The organism is Bradyrhizobium sp. OAE829, assembly GCF_040546575.1.
Classification (GTDB): Bacteria; Pseudomonadota; Alphaproteobacteria; order Rhizobiales; family Xanthobacteraceae; genus Bradyrhizobium.
Window position 1 is genome coordinate 6,706,771 of sequence record NZ_JBEPOE010000001.1, and the last position, 16,680, is coordinate 6,723,450.

At 62.9% G+C, this 16,680-nt stretch carries 15 protein-coding genes and 2 pseudogenes; 10 read left to right on the plus strand and 7 right to left on the minus strand.

Annotated features, from left to right (window positions below; all coding sequences use genetic code 11):
- Window positions 1-16 precede the first annotated feature (16 nt).
- From uxuA to ABIE49_RS32260, 5 genes and pseudogenes are all read left to right on the plus strand, one after another.
- The gene (gene uxuA / locus ABIE49_RS32240; protein WP_192734947.1) at window positions 17-1,213 is read left to right on the plus strand and encodes a mannonate dehydratase; all 1,197 of its coding nucleotides are present in this window, start codon (window positions 17-19) and stop codon (window positions 1,211-1,213) included.
- A 272-nt stretch (window positions 1,214-1,485) separates the two neighbouring features.
- Window positions 1,486-2,388, plus strand: a complete 903-nt coding sequence (locus ABIE49_RS32245) for a CHAD domain-containing protein (RefSeq protein WP_192734946.1) — start codon at window positions 1,486-1,488, stop codon at window positions 2,386-2,388.
- 23 nt (window positions 2,389-2,411) lie between these two features.
- Window positions 2,412-3,683, plus strand: a pseudogene (locus ABIE49_RS32250) (SulP family inorganic anion transporter); the annotation flags it as partial.
- 79 nt (window positions 3,684-3,762) lie between these two features.
- Window positions 3,763-4,379 (plus strand): annotated as a pseudogene (locus ABIE49_RS32255) (FMN-binding negative transcriptional regulator).
- 71 nt (window positions 4,380-4,450) lie between these two features.
- Window positions 4,451-5,077: a pyridoxamine 5'-phosphate oxidase family protein gene (locus tag ABIE49_RS32260; RefSeq protein ID WP_192734944.1), complete on the plus strand. Its 627-nt coding sequence runs from the start codon at window positions 4,451-4,453 to the stop codon at window positions 5,075-5,077.
- A 12-nt stretch (window positions 5,078-5,089) separates the two neighbouring features.
- On the opposite strand, the gene ABIE49_RS32265 is transcribed toward ABIE49_RS32260, so the two are convergent.
- The 4 genes from ABIE49_RS32265 to ABIE49_RS32280 all read right to left on the minus strand — a co-directional run bounded on the left by ABIE49_RS32265 (window position 5,090) and on the right by ABIE49_RS32280 (window position 10,390).
- On the minus strand, window positions 5,090-7,366 hold the full coding sequence (locus ABIE49_RS32265) for a hypothetical protein (protein ID WP_192734943.1): 2,277 nt from the start codon (window positions 7,364-7,366) through the stop codon (window positions 5,090-5,092).
- A 299-nt stretch (window positions 7,367-7,665) separates the two neighbouring features.
- A complete protein-coding gene (locus ABIE49_RS32270) occupies window positions 7,666-8,211 on the minus strand; it encodes a DUF2889 domain-containing protein (RefSeq protein ID WP_192734942.1) in 546 nt (181 codons plus the stop codon).
- Between the two features lie 51 nt (window positions 8,212-8,262).
- Window positions 8,263-9,240, minus strand: a complete 978-nt coding sequence (locus ABIE49_RS32275; RefSeq protein ID WP_192734941.1) for an NADPH:quinone oxidoreductase family protein — start codon at window positions 9,238-9,240, stop codon at window positions 8,263-8,265.
- Window positions 9,241-9,316: 76 nt separating this feature from the next.
- Window positions 9,317-10,390: an LLM class flavin-dependent oxidoreductase gene (locus ABIE49_RS32280; RefSeq protein WP_192734940.1), complete on the minus strand. Its 1,074-nt coding sequence runs from the start codon at window positions 10,388-10,390 to the stop codon at window positions 9,317-9,319.
- 201 nt (window positions 10,391-10,591) lie between these two features.
- On the opposite strand from ABIE49_RS32280, the gene ABIE49_RS32285 reads away from it, so the two are divergent.
- The 5 genes from ABIE49_RS32285 to ABIE49_RS32305 all read left to right on the plus strand — a co-directional run bounded on the left by ABIE49_RS32285 (window position 10,592) and on the right by ABIE49_RS32305 (window position 13,984).
- Window positions 10,592-11,455 carry an aldose 1-epimerase family protein gene (locus ABIE49_RS32285; protein WP_192734939.1) on the plus strand — a complete coding sequence of 288 codons (864 nt, stop codon included), beginning with the start codon at window positions 10,592-10,594 and terminating at the stop codon, window positions 11,453-11,455.
- Window positions 11,456-11,605: 150 nt separating this feature from the next.
- A complete protein-coding gene (locus ABIE49_RS32290) occupies window positions 11,606-12,019 on the plus strand; it encodes a DUF3830 family protein (RefSeq protein ID WP_192734938.1) in 414 nt (137 codons plus the stop codon).
- Window positions 12,020-12,958, plus strand: a complete 939-nt coding sequence (gene puuE / locus ABIE49_RS32295) for an allantoinase PuuE (RefSeq protein WP_192734937.1) — start codon at window positions 12,020-12,022, stop codon at window positions 12,956-12,958.
- Window positions 12,959-13,143: 185 nt separating this feature from the next.
- On the plus strand, window positions 13,144-13,578 hold the full coding sequence (locus ABIE49_RS32300) for a cupin domain-containing protein (RefSeq protein ID WP_192734936.1): 435 nt from the start codon (window positions 13,144-13,146) through the stop codon (window positions 13,576-13,578).
- 154 nt (window positions 13,579-13,732) lie between these two features.
- Window positions 13,733-13,984, plus strand: coding sequence for a DUF3551 domain-containing protein (locus ABIE49_RS32305; RefSeq protein ID WP_192734935.1), 252 nt, complete (start codon window positions 13,733-13,735; stop codon window positions 13,982-13,984).
- A gap of 16 nt (window positions 13,985-14,000) precedes the next feature.
- Here the strand turns inward: ABIE49_RS32305 and ABIE49_RS32310 are convergent, their stop codons facing one another.
- The 3 genes from ABIE49_RS32310 to biuH all read right to left on the minus strand — a co-directional run bounded on the left by ABIE49_RS32310 (window position 14,001) and on the right by biuH (window position 16,667).
- On the minus strand, window positions 14,001-14,273 hold the full coding sequence (locus ABIE49_RS32310) for a hypothetical protein (RefSeq protein WP_192734934.1): 273 nt from the start codon (window positions 14,271-14,273) through the stop codon (window positions 14,001-14,003).
- 181 nt (window positions 14,274-14,454) lie between these two features.
- Entirely contained in the window at window positions 14,455-15,987 is a 1,533-nt protein-coding gene (locus ABIE49_RS32315; protein WP_192734933.1) for an ABC transporter ATP-binding protein, read from the minus strand.
- Entirely contained in the window at window positions 15,984-16,667 is a 684-nt protein-coding gene (gene biuH, locus ABIE49_RS32320) for a biuret amidohydrolase (protein WP_192734932.1), read from the minus strand. Before biuH ends, ABIE49_RS32315 begins: the two co-directional genes overlap by 4 nt.
- Window positions 16,668-16,680 lie beyond the last annotated feature (13 nt).

Genomic DNA, 16,680 nt, shown 5'->3' on the forward strand with positions numbered 1-16,680 from the left:
ATTCAGGAGATTTCCCATGATGCTGCAGGGATGGCGGTGGTACGGGCCGGATGATCCGGTGTCGCTCGACGATATCCGCCAGGCCGGCGCCACTGACGTCGTCACCGCGCTGCATCAGGTGCCGATCGGCGAGGCCTGGACGCGATCAGGCGTCGAGGAGCGCAAGCATATCATCGAGAAAAGCCAGCCCGGCCGTTCGCAGCTGACCTGGTCGGTGGTGGAATCGATTCCGATCCCCGACGACGTCAAGCGGCTCGGCGGTAAGGCAACGCGCTCGATCGAGGCGTGGATCGCGAGCCTGGAGGCGGTGGCCTCCGCCGGCATCAATATCGTCTGCTACAATTTCATGCCTGTCGTGGACTGGTGCCGCACCGATCTGGAATGGGAGCTGCCGAACGGCGCCAAGGCGATGCGCTTCGACCAGGAACGGTTCGCGGCGTTCGATCTGCACATCCTGCAGCGCCCGGAAGCGGCGGCGGAATATTCGGAAAGCGCGCGCGCCCGTGCCAAGCGGCTTCACGCCGGGATGACGCAGGCCGATATCGATGTCCTCGTCACCAACATCGCCAGCGCCTTGCCGGGATCGACCACCGATCCCCTGACCATTCCGCAGTTCCGCGATCGCCTGCAGCAATACAGCGGCATCAACACCGCTGTGCTGCGCCAGCATCTGATCGAGTTTCTCGCGCGCGTCACGCCCGTTGCCGAGCAGCTTGGCGTGACGCTGACGCTGCATCCGGACGATCCGCCGCGGCCGCTGTTCGGCCTGCCGCGCATCGCTTCATCGGCAGAAGACTACCAGGCGCTGTTCGACGCGGTTCCGTCCAAGGCGAACGGCATCTGCTTCTGCACCGGCTCGCTCGGCGTACGTGCGCAGAACGATCTGCCGGCGATCGCAAGACAATTCGCACCCAGAATCGGCTTTGCGCATCTGCGCGCGACCAAGCGCGAAGCCGACGGCCTGTCGTTCTTCGAATCCGATCATCTCGACGGCGACGTCGACATGATCGCGGTGCTCAAGGCATTGCTGGCCGAAAACCGTAAGCGTTCGGCGGCTGAAAAAATCATATTCCGGCCGGACCACGGCCATCGCATGCTCGACGATCTCGCCGAGACCAAGCGCACCAATCCCGGCTATACCGCGATCGGCCGGCTGCGTGGGCTGGCCGAACTGCGCGGCGCCATCCGCGCCATCGAGCACGCCGGCCGATAGCGCTGCGCGCTAGTTCCAGAGCCATCGCGCGATCAAGCGGTTCCCGCTTGACCTCTCAACTGCTGATTGGCCTGACACAAAACCCTCTATCCCGGCTTGACGGCTGCGGCGATCATTCTCCGCAAGCCGCGGCCTGCTTTTGGCCAGCCGTACGGGCTGGCGCCGTACGACGGGTCAGGCCATGTTAGGCGGGATGGACCGGAGCGCGTGACGGGAATGAAAGCTTTGCGGTGCGGCAGCCTGTATGCTCGGCGCGCGATCGGGCGTGGCAGATGACGGGCGCTGGCAAAACCAAAATTGGCCTGCGCAAGGCCGCTGCGGCGGCGCCGTTCGATTGCGCGACCGCGTTCCAGAAAATCGCGCAGGACTGCGTCGGCAAGGTCAGGCTGCATCACAGCAGCGCCTGCGCAGGCGATGCCGAAGCCGTGCATCAGATTCGTGTCGCCATTACCCGGCTGCGGTCCGCGGTATTCTTCTTCGCTTCGATCGTGGTCGATGCGGAATGGCGGCGCCTGAAGAAAGAGCTTGCATGGCTGAACGGCTCGCTCGGCGCCGCCCGCGACAGCGATGTGGTCGTGGAATATGCACGCCGCAAACGGTACCGGGACTGGGCGCAACGCATGATCGGCGAGGATCTCGAGGCGCATCAGACGCGCGATCATCGCCGGATGGTTCACTGCCTGCGTTCGGCGCGATTTCATGACCTGATCGAGGCGATCTCCGGCTGGATCGGGGGCGGGTCATGGCTGCCGCGTTGGGAACGGATGCTGCACCGCAAGTCCGCAAGTCCGCTGGAGGCCTATTGCAAGCGCGAGCTCAATCGCTGGCGCCGGCGGCTGATCCGCAAAGGCCGGCGGCTCAAAGCCCTCGGCGCATCGGATCGTCACCGGCTCCGGATCAGGGCGAAGCGATTTCGCTACATGTTGGAGGCGCTGACGGGCATCGTCCCGGTGTTCGACCATGGCGAATTCCGCCACGTCCACAAGCCGGCGAAACAGCTGCAACGCACGCTCGGCGATCTTCGCGATCTCAAGCGCTTCGCAAGGCCCGGACTGTCGGCTCAACGCGATAATCCCGGCCAACGCCGGCCACCGGGCTATCGCCTGCAACGGCAAAAGTTGCGGAGCGCCGCGATATCAGCTTATCGGGCCCTCAAGGAAGCCGGCGCATGCTGACGCACGCTTGATCGTCGGCTATGATGCCTCAAGTCCAAATCGGTTTACCCGCAATGCCTGACGGCTCCGCTACGGCCCATACCTATCGTCCGAAACTCGCTACCGTGCTGGCCGAGGGATACAATCTTGGCCACCTCCGCCGGGATATGCTGGCGGCGCTGACGGTTGCGATTGTGGCGCTGCCGCTGTCGATGGCGATCGCCGTCGCCTCGGGGGTTTCGCCCGAGCGGGGATTATATGCCGCCGTCATCGGCGGCTTTTTAGTCTCGGCGCTCGGCGGCAGCCGCTATCAGATCGGTGGCCCGGCCGGCGCGTTCATCGTGCTGGTCGCCGCCACCGTCACCAAATTCGGCCTGGATGGCCTGTTGCTGACCGTCTTCCTCTCCGGGTTCATGCTGGCCCTGATCGGCCTGCTGCGGCTTGGCGCGCTCATTCGCTACATTCCGCACGCCGTGACCGTCGGCTTCACCTGCGGCATCGCAGTCACGATCTTTGCCAGCCAGTTGCGCGATCTCGGCGGCCTGAAATTGCCAAGTGCCGAACCCGGACCGTTGCTGCCTAAGCTGGCGGCACTGGGTCAGGCGCTGCCGACCATCAGCCCGGCTGCACTTGCGGTCGGCATCGGCTCAGTCGCCTTGATCTTCCTGCTGCGGCTGATAGCGCCGAACTGGCCGGGCATGCTGATTGCGGTGACGCTGGCCTCGGTGGCGGCATGGCTGCTCGGCCTGCCGGTCGAGACCATCGGCAGCCGCTTTGGCCAGCTGCCGGATGGATTGCCGGGACCCCGGTTGCCATCGATCTCGTATGCGTCCGTACTCGCTGTGTTGCCGGCCGCGCTCTCCTTCACGCTGCTCGGCGCCGTGGAGAGCCTGCTCTCCGCCAAGGTCGCCGATGGCATGACGGGGCGCAAGCACCGCTACAATATGGAAGTCGTGGCGCAGGGGGTCGCCAACATCGCCTCCGCACTGTTCGGCGGCATCAGCGTCACCGGAACGATCGCGCGCACGGCCACCAATATTCGCGCCGGTGCCGTCAGCCCGGTTTCCGGCATGATGCATGCGCTGTTCGTGCTTGTGTTCATGGTGGTCGCAGCGCCGCTGGCAAGCTTCATCCCGCTGTCGGCGCTGGCGGGCGTGCTTGTCGTGGTGTGCTGGAACATGGCGGAGAAGGAAGAATTCCTTGATCTGCTGCACGATTGGCGCGGCGCCGGCGTGCTGCTCGCCACGTTCGGACTCACGCTGATCGAGGATCTGACGGTCGGCATCATCGCCGGCTGTGCGCTGGCGGCGGCGTTCGCCATTTTCGACCGCGTCAGGCGGCAAGACCCGTCCTCCTGAGCAAAGCAAGGAGGCCGCCGTGCACATCCTTCGTCCGATGTTTGCCTGGGACCGCGATGGCGCGCTGCAATTCGCCGCCTCACGCGGGTTCGGTGCGATGGTTGCGAGCGGCGCCGATGGCCCGATCAGTTCGCATGTGCCGTTCAGGATCAACCGCACGGGCGATGCCGTCACCGTGCAGTTTCACCTCACCGCACGCAACAGGCTGGCCGAACTCGCCGACGGCAAGAATCCGTTCCTGCTGATCGTGTGGGGCCCAGACGCTATGTTTCGAATGACTGGTATGCGACGCCCGACCACGTCTCCACCTGGCTCTATGAGGCCGTGCATCTTTCCGGCCCGGTGCGGCGGCTGCCGATCGAAGACCACCGCGATCACGGCGATGCGCTGCTCTCGACATTCGAGGAGCGGCTGGTACCGAAGCCGCCATGGTCGCTGTCATCGATGGAAGCCGGCAAGCGCGAGACGATGCTGCAATCGATCGTCGTGCTCGAAATGGATGTGAAGCAGTTGGAAGGACAGCGCAAACTGAACCAGCACAAGTCAGATGAGGATTATGCCTCGATCACGCGGCATCTTTCGCAGTCGGACGACGCCGACGCCCGCGAACTTGCGGCCAAGCTGAAGGCGCTTCGTCCCCATCTCGAATATTAGCCGTCCGGCCACGGCTGGCGGCTGCGCTGGATCGGCGTTAATGTCTCCCGAGAAAAAAGGGAGCGACATCGATGTGGCAGCGGGCGTTCTATCATGAAGGCATGAGCGAACTGCAGGACCGGTTCGACGGGCGGCGTGTGGCCGAGGCGATCGAGCGGCACCGCAAGCATTATGAGTTCTGGGATGACGAGAAGGCGCTGATCGAGAGTTCACCGTTCTTCTTCATCGGCACTTCCTTTGCGGATTATGTCGACTGCAACATCAAGTCGGGCGATCCCGGCTTCGTGAAAATCGTTGGCCCCAATACAATCGAATATCCCGAGTATGACGGCAATTCGATGTACCGCACGCTCGGCAACCTGTCGAAGAATCCGAATGTCGGGCTGTTGTTCGTGCGCTTCGACGGCAAGAGCCGGCGCATGCGCATCAACGGCCGTGCGGCAATCCTGGACGACGCGGCGGCGATCGGCCGGCATTACGGCGCGCAGCTCGTGGTGCGGATCGAGTGCGAAATCTATCCGAACTGTCCGCGCTATGTGCCGGACCTCGCGGGCGCCTCACCATCGCCCTACGTCCCCCGCGAAGGCGCGGGGCCTCCGCCGCCGCCGGAGTGGAAGGGCCGCGATTATATCCGCGACATCCTGCCCGCCGGCGATCCGCATGCGGAGGTCGTCAAGACGGGCCCGCGCGAGAGTTGACCGGTTGCCGTTTTATGGTTGGTACGGCCAATCGGCGGCCGATATCGTCATATCCGGCGTGGATTTGATTGGCCCGCTGACATACGCGTTCGAGCCGAGCGGTTTGCACGTGACCTGGCGTGTGAAGGTGCCTGCGCCGCCGGTCGAGCCTTCCTCCGGCACGAAGGTGCCGTCGCCGTTCTGCCTTAGAATGATGGGAGGGCCACTCGCGCAAAACTCGGGGAAGGCGATGCCGTATCCGTCGCGCCCGGCGAAGCGTCCGACCAGCAGCTGGGATGCCTGCATTCTGGCCGCCGGCGATGCCCGCATCGGGCGCTGTGGATCGAACTTGCGATAGCACAGGAATTCTTCGTGGCGCCTGAACGTGTACTTCACCATGCAGGTCGCGGCGCTCGTCTTCACGAATGGCTTATCGGCGGAGGAGTCCGCGTCGCGTTCGAATATCAGCGTTTCCAGAGCCAGCGACTCGGTTTGCGGCTTCGTGGCGTTGAAGGGACGATTTGACGGTTCGGCGATGTCGGGTTCATCGTTAAAGGATTCGTGCGGGTCGGCCGCTATCGCTCCGCGAGAGAAGACAAGCTTGGTCTTGGGATTTGGTTCGCGTGTTTCGAGCACAAGCGCGGGCCGCGATGCCCAGGATCGATGCAAGTTTACCTTGCTTCCGTTCATCTCAAGTCTGACGTCGCCGACCGCAGGGTCCTCCTTCGCGAAGTCGATCATGCGGACGCCGACCTCCTTGTCCGTGGTCTCCAGGCTGAGGAAACGCAGATCATCTCTTCGCCGCGTGATCGGCATCATCGGATCAAAGCGGTCCTCGATGTTGAACTTGACCATTTTCCTGATCTTGGGCGCCAAAGGCCCTTTTTCCGAAGTAGGCGCGGCGACATCGATTACCAGCATGACGCCACTGGGCGAGTGTTTGATGCCCCAGATATTCTGAGAGAATCGGCTCCATGCCGAACTCGTGGTCGTAGCCAACGCAACATCGCGGGCGAACAGGACGAGCTGACCCGGCCGCACAATTGCAAAGTTTTGAAAGGCACCCAGCCCGGCACCTTCAAAAATCTTCACGTCGTCCAGACGCATGCACTTGGCTTTGTCGTCGTCCCCTGCCTTTTGATCGATGGTTCTGGATGCGGACCGCGAACAGAAGCCCAGGTCGCGCTTGAACGACTTCACGGTGATTGCGGTTGCGAATATGTTGTCCTTCGGACTTCGTGCCGGGATTTCCATGGGAAGCGGCGACGTCGAGAACATGTCGGCTTCAACCATGGAAAGCTGTGAATCCGCCTCCTCGGAGCAGAGGTCCCGCTCCGGCAAGGTGTGAGTCAGCAGCTTTGCCGCATCCCCCATCACCATGCAGGTCATGGTGTCTCCCGAATTGTTCCGGGTTATCCAGATCAGACGATTTTTGCCCGCGCCATCGACCAGCAGATGCGGTGCAGCGTGACGGCGACGTGGTGGCAGCCAAACCGCATTGGTATCGGACAGATTCGAACTGCCCCTCTTGAGCAGATCGTCCGGAATCCGCTTGATGCCGACCGATCGGAGCTCGGCGCTGAGATCGTATCGGTCGTTGGTCGGTTTGAGAACGGGCGCGTCCTTGCAGTTGAGACAGGTGACGGTGAGGTTGGACCGAACATTGTCGAAAGTCAGAATGACCTGATCCGGATCGTCCTTGTATTTGTCGCGATCGACAGACTTGAAAGGATGATCCACCACCCGGCTAACCAGAAATCTGCTGGATCGCGAAGGATCCGGCTCGAACTCGAAATAGGTCGACCGGTCCCAGGCGCGATAGGCGTCCGAGCCGCCCAGGCTGACACCCGCCAGAACCATTTTTGATTCGGTCTGGCAGCGTTTTCTGTCGATCGGATTCCAGACATTGCAGAGCCGAAGCGCGGCGTTCTGCAGAATGCGATCACAATCGTTCTGGTTGTAGCCATAGGTGGCGAGGCCATGGCGATAGCAAAGATCGTGAAAGACGCATGCCTGCCGGAAGCGTTGCAGCACGAGGCCGTGTCGGCCGCCTTGGTTCTTGATGTCGTCGAAGAACATGTTGGCCAGGCCGGGGAGGCTGCAGTTCAGCCCTTCGCCGCTGCCGCCAATGGTGCTGACGACCTCCGGACTGGATTGAAAGGAAGTAACAGTCGGCGGCATCTCGGTGGCGTCAGCGATGTCTTCGACATTCTTGTAGATGGAATCGATCATGTCTCTGTGAAAGTAACCCGTAATACCCAGTACCAGCAGCACCGGGACCACCACTGCCGTCACGCAGGCGATCAGCAATCCAATTCCAAAACGCCTCGACATGAGATCCCCCGCGCGCCAGGAGCGAGAAACGGCCGGACGGGCGCTTTGCTTCAAGCGCGGTACCTTTGCAAAACGCCGTTCGCGACTTCGTAAAAATCAAGACCAAAAATCAAGAGACGGATATCAATTGGGGAAAGACAACCATAGGTTAGCGCATTGTCAAGCGCGTGGCTTCACAAGGCAGCGCAGCCGGGGATTGCAATTACGTGATCAGGACCTGCGCCGGATTGTCGCGTTGGCTCTTGTTGGACGCGTTTCTGCCTGGTCCGAATACCCTAGTCCCGTGCGGCCGGTTTGGTCGCAAATTGAGGAAACTTGTCGGCGACGATCGGGCCGTCGGTGCGCCAGGAATAGCAGCCGCCGATGAAGAACGGCCGCTTGCCGGAGTTCTGCTGGATTTCCAGCGAGTCGCGTCCTTCCGGAGCGTCGCCGTGCGACATGGTCTGAAACAGCGTCGTCACCGCCGGGCCCAGCAATTCGGACAGATGGGTGCAGCCTTCGAGCCGGCCGATCTTGCGCCGGACCACTTCGCGCCAGCCCTTGCCGATGCTCTCGCCGACCAGCCGCTGCAGGATCGGCTCGACGTCGATGCAGGTGGGATAGGGCGTCGCCTGCATGGTGGCTTCGGCTTCGTGGATTTTCATCGCGTCGTCGATCGCGAGCCGCAGGCGGATGTCGTGCACGGGGTCGCCGGGCTTCAGCTCCTCGCGATAGCGGTCGGCGGCTTGGGTGAACGGCTTCGTATCCACCAGCCGTGCCTCGACTTCCCAGAGCCCGTCATCCCTGATGTAGCCGTTGCATTCGACCGTTCGCGTATGCATCAGGCGACGCCCGGTTTTGCTACCTGTTTTCTGTTCGGGCATCTTCGGTCCTTAAGAAAATTTGACGATCATTTTACCGAGCGCAGATCGCGACTGCATGGTCTTGAACGCTTCACGAAAATTCTCGAACGGCACGACCTTGCCGACCACGGGGCTCAACTGGCCCGAGGCCAGCCAATCGAACAATTGGGCCATCAGGCGGGTATGGGTTTCCGGCTCACGCTTCTGGATTTGCGCGAGGTCGACGCCGAGCAGGGCGCCGCCCTTGAGCAGCGGCAGATTGAAGGCCAGCGCCGGAATGGTGCCGGAGGCGAATCCGACCACCAGGTGCCGTCCGCGCCAGGCGATCGAGCGGAACGCCTGCAGCGCCACCTCGCCGCCAACAGGGTCGAAAATAACGTCCGGACCGTTACCGCCGGTCAGGCCCTTAAGCGTGTCGCGCCAGTCCGCCTTGGTGTAGTCGATGGTTTCATCGGCGCCGTAACCTGCGGCGAATTCGCGCTTCTCATGCGTCGAGGCCGCCGCGATAACCTTGGCGCCCATCAGCTTGCCGAGTTGTACCGCCGCGATGCCGACGCCGCCCGCGGCGCCCAGCACCAGCAGCGTTTCTCTTGGCTTAAGTTCAGCGCGCGCATCCAGCGCGTAAAGTCCGGTCAGGTAATTTGCCTGAAACGACGCTCCTGCCTCGAAGGCAATGTTTGGCGGCAAGTGCTTCAGCGTCGCCGGCGGCACGCAGATGTATTCGGCGAGCGCGCCGGATCTGACCATGCCGACCACGGGCATGCCCGGCTTGAATGCGGCGACGTCGCCTGCGGCAGCGTCGACCACGCCAGCGAATTCCGTGCCCGGCACGAACGGCAGCGGGTCCTTGGTCTGATACAACCCTTGCACTTTCAAGCCGTCGACGAAGCCGATGGCGGCGGCGCCGATCCTGACGCGGACACCGCCGGGCGGCATATCGGGCATCGGCATCTCCTTGATGGAGATGCCGTCAATCGAATCGTAATTCTCGACCACCACGGCTTTCATGCAATTGGTCCCAAAGTCTTCCCTGGCGCCGTGCTGTGACCCGGCATCTTGTGTTTGCAGATTCTGAGGGCCAACGCTACTCGGCCGCCTCGGCCTGCTGGTCGATCGCGTCTGCACCGGCCTTGATCAATGGAATGAGGTCGCGGCCGATCGCCATCGTGTCATGCGGATTCTCAAATCCGCGCAGCAGGAACGAATGGATGCCGATCCGGTAATACTCCAGCACCGCAGCCGCGATCTGTTCCGGCGTTCCCACCAGGCAGGACGTATTGCCGGGCGCACCGGTGGCGCGCGCAATGCCCATCCACAACCGTTCGTCATGAACGTCGGCGCGTGCGGCATAGCCCAGCAGGCGTTCGGCGGACTGGTTGGTTGCTTGCGGCGCTTCGCCGGTCTTGCGCTCGACGTCCGCCAGCAGCGCGTGCGCCTTGTCCCACGCCGCGCCCTCGGTGTCCGCCATGATCGGACGCAACGACATGTTGAAGCCGACCCGGCGTCCGAACGCGGCGGCGCGACGGCGGAAATCGTCGACGCGGGCGCGGGTCTCGGCGAGCGGCTCGCCGAAGATCGCGAACACGTCGCAATGTTCGGCGCCCATTTTCAGCGCGCCGTCGGACGAGCCGCCGAAGAACAGCTGCGGGTAGGGCTGCTGAAACGGTTTGATGTCGCTGAACCCGCCCTCGACCCGATAGAACTCGCCCTTGTGGTCGAGCGGGCCGTCGCTGGTCCAGATCCGGCGCATCACGTCGAGATATTCACCGGCGCGGCGGTAGCGGTCGTTCTTGGGCAGGAAGTCGCCTTCGCTGGCCTGGTCCTGGTCGCTGGTGCCGGCGATGACGTGCAGCGACATCCGCCCCTGCGTCAGCTGGTCGAAGGTCGCGATCTGCCGCGCCGCCAACGCCGGTGCCACCGAGCCCGGGCGATGCGCGATCAGGAATTTTATTCGTTCGGTATGATCCGCGGCATACAGGGCGATCGCAAAACCTTCGGCTGCCGAGGCGTAATATCCGACCAGCACGGAATCATAGTTCCACTGCTCATGCAGGCGGGTGAAATCGATCACCCATTGGCGCGATATCTGGCCCTTGATCAGGTGAACCGCGACGCCCTCCTGCTGGGTGCCGATCATACCGATTATTCTTGCTGGCATGGTTGTTTCCCCGGGGTATTCGTTCGTTGTCTGAATGAAACGCGCAACAAGAGGGGAAATCAAGCGCTTCACGGGCCGGAAGCTGTGTCAGCCTTGCAACCATGCCATCAGGAAATGACGCCGCCAGGGCATCGCCGTTGCTGGGGGCAATGCCATGACTTATGAGAGGGGCAGGGGCACCCCGCGTGGTGAAGTATCAGCATGGACAAGCATACGCTTCGCAGCGGCGCGATTGAGGCGACCATCAAGGCCGATGGCGCCGAACTGTGCTCGCTGCGAAATGAAGGGATCGAGCTGCTGTGGCAGGCGGGGCCGGCATGGCCGCGCCATTCGCCGTTGCTGTTTCCGATCGTCGGCCGCCTCAAGGACGATCAACTGCGCCACCGTGGCAAAACCTATCCGATGACCCAGCATGGCTTTGCGCGGGATGTCAGGTTCGAGTGGGTGGAACAGGGGGCCTCGTCGTGCAGGCTGGTGCTTGTCGATAGCGAGACGACGCGCGCCCGCTATCCCTTCGCGTTCCGGCTCGAGGTTACCTACAGCGTTGAAGATGCCGGCCTGAAAGTGGCGTTCGACGTCACCAACACCGGCGACGAGACTTTGCCGGCTTCGATCGGCGCCCATCCGGCGTTCAACTGGCCGCTGCTGCCCGGATTGGAAAAGGAAGCCTACGCGCTCACCTTCTCGGACGAAGAGCCCGCGCCGATCCGCAGGCTCGCAGGCGGCCTGATGCGCGCCAAGGCCGAACCGTCGCCGGTTCGCGGCAACAGCCTCGCGCTCACCGAGCGGCTGTTCGAAGACGACGCGGTCATTATCGACCGGCTCGCGAGCCGTTCGGCTCGCTATGCGGCCGATCGTGGGCCCTCGATCGAGATGTCCTGGGAAGGATTTTCCGAGCTCGGCGTCTGGTCGAAACCATCAGGCGCGGCGTTTCTCTGCATCGAGCCCTGGCATGGCTTTGCCAGCCCGTCCGATTTCGACGGCGAATTCACTGGCAAGCCCGGATTGATGCAGATTGCGCCGGGCGAGAAGCGGAGCCTGTGCTATCGGATACGCGCCCGTTGAGGTTGCGAACGCCAACCGACGGCATTTTCGGCTGATTTTATCGGCAGGGCCCCACAAACCGCATTTTCTGGCCTGAATGGTCCTTGCTTCCGCTTTTGGCGGCTGCAATGGATATGGCTGAACCCTATCCGCACCCAAGAGAAGAGATCGATGAGCCAACTGATTGTCCGCGCCGGCGACTTCACCTTTGAGGCCCGTTTTGAAGAACAACTGGCGCCCAAGACGGTTGCCGCCTTTCGCAAGGCGATGCCGTTCGAAAGCCAGGCGATCCATGTCCGCTGGAGCGGCGAGGGGGTCTGGATGCCGCTCGGCGATCTCGATTTCGGCGTTTCCTACGAGAACCACACCAGCTATCCCGCGCCGGGCCAGATCATCCTCTATCCCGGCGGCATCAGCGAAACCGAAATCCTGCTCGCCTATGGCGGCGTGCATTTCGCCAGCAAGATGGGCCAGCTCGCCGGCAACCACTTCATCACCCTGACCTCGGGGCTGGAGAACCTCACCGCATTCGGCAAAACCGTACTGTGGAAGGGTGCACAGAAGATCCGCTTCGAGGAAATCTAGGTGACGGAGCCCGGCTACCCGCGCGACCTCCGCGGCTACGGCCGCAATCCGCCCGATCCGCGCTGGCCGGGCAATGCGCGCCTCGCCGTGCAGTTCGTGGTGAATTTCGAAGAGGGCGGCGAAAACAACATCCTGCACGGCGATCGCGCCTCCGAGGCGTTCCTGTCTGACGTGCTGGGCGCGCAGCCCTGGCCCGGCAAACGCCACGCCAATATCGAATCGATGTTCGAATACGGCTCGCGCGCCGGCTTCTGGCGGCTGTGGCGGATGTTCACCGAGCGCAAGATGCCGGCCACGGTGTTCGGCGTCGCGACCGCGCTGAAGCGCAATCCCGAAGTGGTCGCCGCCATGAAGGAGGCCGGCTGGGATATCGCCAGCCACAGCCTGAAATGGATCGAACACAAGGACATGTCGGAGGCGGAAGAGCGGGCGGAAATCGCCGAAGCGATCCGCGTTCACACCGAGGCGACCGGCGAGCGTCCGCTCGGCTGGTACACCGGGCGTTCCTCGATCAATACGCTGCGGCTTTTGATGGAAGCCGGCGGCCTGCTCTACCTCAGCGATTCCTATGCCGACGATCTGCCATACTGGATCACGGCGAGCGGGTTGCAGCCGCATTTGGTGATCCCTTACACGCTCGACGCCAACGACATGCGCTTTGTGAACCCGCAAGGCTTTGGCGGCGGCGATGAGTTCTTCACCTATCTGAAGGACAGCTTCGACGTACTCTATGCCGAGGGCGCGACCTCGCCGAAGATGATGTCGGTCGGCCTGCATTGCCGCGTCGTCGGCCGCCCCGGCCGCGCGGCGTCGCTGATGCGCTTTCTCGATTACGTCATGAAGCATGACGGCGTCTGGGTGCCGACGCGGTTGCAGATCGCGCAGCATTTTCACGCCCATCTCAGCCATCTCGCCGAAAGCGCCGCTGAGATCGGTTAGGCCGGGGAATACCGATGAAGGACGTCATTGCGAGCGAAGCGAAGCAATCCATAGCGGTCCACGCGCCGGCATGGATTGCTTCGTCGCTTCACTCCCTTGCACAAACGCTTCGCGTTTGTTGCAGGCAATGACGGCGAGCAAAAAGGCGTTTGCGCCGTGATACCTCGATCGAAAAAGGAAGTGTCATGCCGGAATTGATCAATATGGGCACGCTGCAGCTCAAGTTCCTGCACACCAAAGATGAGACCGGAGGCAGTCTCGATATGTTCGAAATGACGCTGCAGCCGAATGCCCGCATGCCGGTGCCGCATTATCACGAGAATTGGGATGAAATCATCTATGGCCTGACGGGAACGACAACCTGGCGCATCGATGGCGAAGACATCGATGTAGCGCCCGGCGAAAGCGTCTTCATCAAGCGCGGCGTCGTCCACGGTTTTACGAATAACAGCGCTGGGCCGGCAACTTGTCTCTGCACGCTTACCCCCGGTGTGCTGGGGCCGTCTTACTTCAAAGAGATGGCTGCGCTGTTGGTTGGTGGCGCGCCCGATCCGGCAAAAATGAAGGCAACGATGCTGCGCTATGGGCTTATTCCGGCGCCTCCGCCGTCAGCGGGATAATCGCGACGTACTGGACGACCCAGCTCGGACATAGCCTGAGCTCAACGCATGGCGCTTTCGCGGACCCGCGCGTGAATGTGAATTGACTGCCGGCGGTATGGCTTGTCTGGTTCGGTGGATTGATGCTGTGACATCAATCCCGATGGAGGTCCCGATGCGCATTCCGGCTTTGATGATATTGACGGCCGTCACCGTTTTGACGTCTGCGCCGGCTCCGGCCCAGACTTTTGGCGGCAATTATCCGGTCTGCATCCAGAACTACCGCTGGGGAGGGAGCGACATCGATTGCCGCTTTACCTCGATGGCGCAGTGCGCCGCGACGGCGTCGGGCCTCTCCGCCCAGTGCCTAACCAATCCATATTATGCGAACGCACAAATGCCCCGCGGGTCTCGCCGCGCGTACTGATTGATCGTGCCGTTGCTTACTGCAACGGACGGCGTCGAGGGCGTTGGACGCTCGCTGAAGGCGCAGCGCCTCCCAATCCCGCGTTGGCCCTGTTGATCGCATAAAGCGCGGCGGCAGCGTCGCCGGGCTGCTCCCGCGCCAGCCGGCCAGCAGGCGTGAGCACGCCGCCGTTCAGCACATCCCGGTCCGGATTTTGTGCCGCATAAGCCGCCGGCTCCTGCGCAAGCGCAGACGTTGCAAGTATCGTCGAGACCAGCGCGCTCGCGAGGAGCGCCTTGAGCCCAGTCATGGTCGTTCTCCATTATCGCTTTTTTGCGCAATAGCTTGCGGCGGCGAGTGCTGCCTTCGGGCGCTCTCTCCGGATTGTTCCAAGGGGGCATCTAGGCATTGCCGCAGGGAAAGCGTGGTGCAGGCGGATCACTATTCCGCGAATGCGGTCGTGAGCGGGCGTATAGCCGTTCGAAGGACGGCTAATGCCCTGCCATATGCCGTCCGATCTCGGTGAGATCGGCCTCGCTGGCGCGGGCTTCATGGACGAACTGGCCGTGGAACATCACCACCAGACGGTCCGACAATTCGAGGAGTTCGTCGAGGTCCTCGCTGACCAGAAGCACGGCGGCGCCGCGGTTACGCGCCGCCATGATCTCGGCATGGATCTGGGCGACCGCGGCGAAATCCAACCCGAAGCAGGGATTGGCGGCGATCAGCACCTCGACCTCGCCGCCGAGTTCGCGCGCCAGCACCGCGCGCTGCACATTGCCGCCCGACAGCGCCGAGATCGGCGTATCCGGCGAGCGGGTCTTGATCTTGTACAGCCCGATCTTGCGCTCGGCGTCTTTTCGGAAAGCGGAGCGATTGAGCCACCAGCCGCGCGTGGCAAACGGCGCGCGGTCGAATTCACGGAACGCGATATTGTCGGCAACGCTCATGCCGCCGACGCAGGCGTTCTTCAGCGGCTCCTCCGGCAGCAGCGACATCCTGTGCCGCCGCATCTCCTCGCGGCTCGCCGAATAGAGATCGCCGCGCACGCGAACCTCGCCGCTTTCCGCCTCGCGCTGGCCGGCCAGCACTTCCACGAGTTGCCGCTGGCCGTTGCCGGAGACGCCGGCGATGCCGACGATCTCGCCGCCGCGGACGGTGAGCGAGACATCATGGACCGCGACCGCGCCGGCGTCGTCGATTGCGCAAAGCTTGCTCAGTTCCAGCCGCGCCTCGCCCAATTGTCCGACGCGCGGCGGCTGAACCGTCAGTTCCTCGGCGCCGATCATCATCCGCGCCATGCTGTCAGGCGTGAGATCGGCGACCTTGCCGTTGCCGGCGAGCTTGCCGCGGCGCAGGATCGTCACCTCGTCGGCAAACGCCATCACCTCGCGGAATTTATGCGTGATCATCAGGATGGTCAGGCCGCCGTTCACGACCATGTCGCGCAACATGCCCAGCACCTCGTCGGCCTCGCCCGGCGTCAGCACCGAGGTCGGCTCGTCCAGGATCAGAAAACGCCGCTTCAGATAAAGCTGCTTGAGGATTTCGCATTTCTGCCGTTCGCCGGCGGAAATATCCGAAACCCTGGCGTTGAGCGGCACCTTGAACGGCATCCGCGCCAGAAACGCTTCCAGCTCCTGCTTTTCCCTGGCCCAGTTGACGACAGCGGGAACGTCATCGCGCGCCAGCACCAGGTTTTCCGCAACGGTCATCGCCGGCACGAGTGTAAAATGCTGGTAGACCATGCCGAGGCCGAGCGCGTGCGCGTCCTTGGGGTTGGCGATCGCCTGCTCGCGGCCGCCGACCATGATGTCGCCCTCGGTCGCGTGATAGTAACCCATGATGCATTTGACGAGCGTGCTTTTTCCCGCGCCGTTCTCACCGAGCAGCGCGTGGAACGAGCCCGGCCGCACCTTCAGAGCGACATTGTCGAGCGCAAGGAAGTCGCCGAACTTCATGGTCACCGCGACCGCGTCGACGCCGAGCGGGCCTTCGGGAAGCTGCGTTTCGCCGATGATCATGACACGGCCTTGATGAACGCGCCCGAGGTCGCGACCGCGCCGAACACGCCGCCCTGCATCTTGATCATCTTCAGCGCGTGGTCGTGGTTGCTCTTGTCGGTAGCCGCGCAGCAATCCTCGATCAGCACGCATTCGAAGCCGCGGTCGTTGGCTTCGCGCATCGTGGTGTGGACGCAGACATCGGTGGTGATGCCTGTCAGCACCAGGTTCTCGATGCCGCGCAGCCGCAGCATCAGCTCCAGATCAGTGGCGCAGAACGATCCCTTGCCGGGCTTGTCGATGATGGGCTCGCCGGGCAGCGGCGCCAGATCGGGAATGATCTCCCAGCCGGCCTCGCCGCGCACCAAGACGCGGCCGCACGGGCCGGGATCGCCGATCCCTGCGCCGATCTGCCGCGAGCGCCACTGCTTGTTGGCGGGAAGGTCGGTGAGATCAGGGCGATGGCCCTCGCGGGTGTGGATGATGTGAAAGTTTTGCGCGCGCATCACGGCGAGCAGTTTCTTGATCGGCTCGATCGGCGCGCGGGTCAGCGAGAGGTCATAGCCCATCTTGTCGACATAGCCGCCGACGCCGCAGAAATCGGTCTGCATGTCGATGATGACAAGCGCGGTGTTTTGCGGGCGCAGGTCGCCGTTGTAGGGCCAGGCATAGGGTTCGGATGAGATATAGCGCTCGGGCATGGCACGTTCTCGC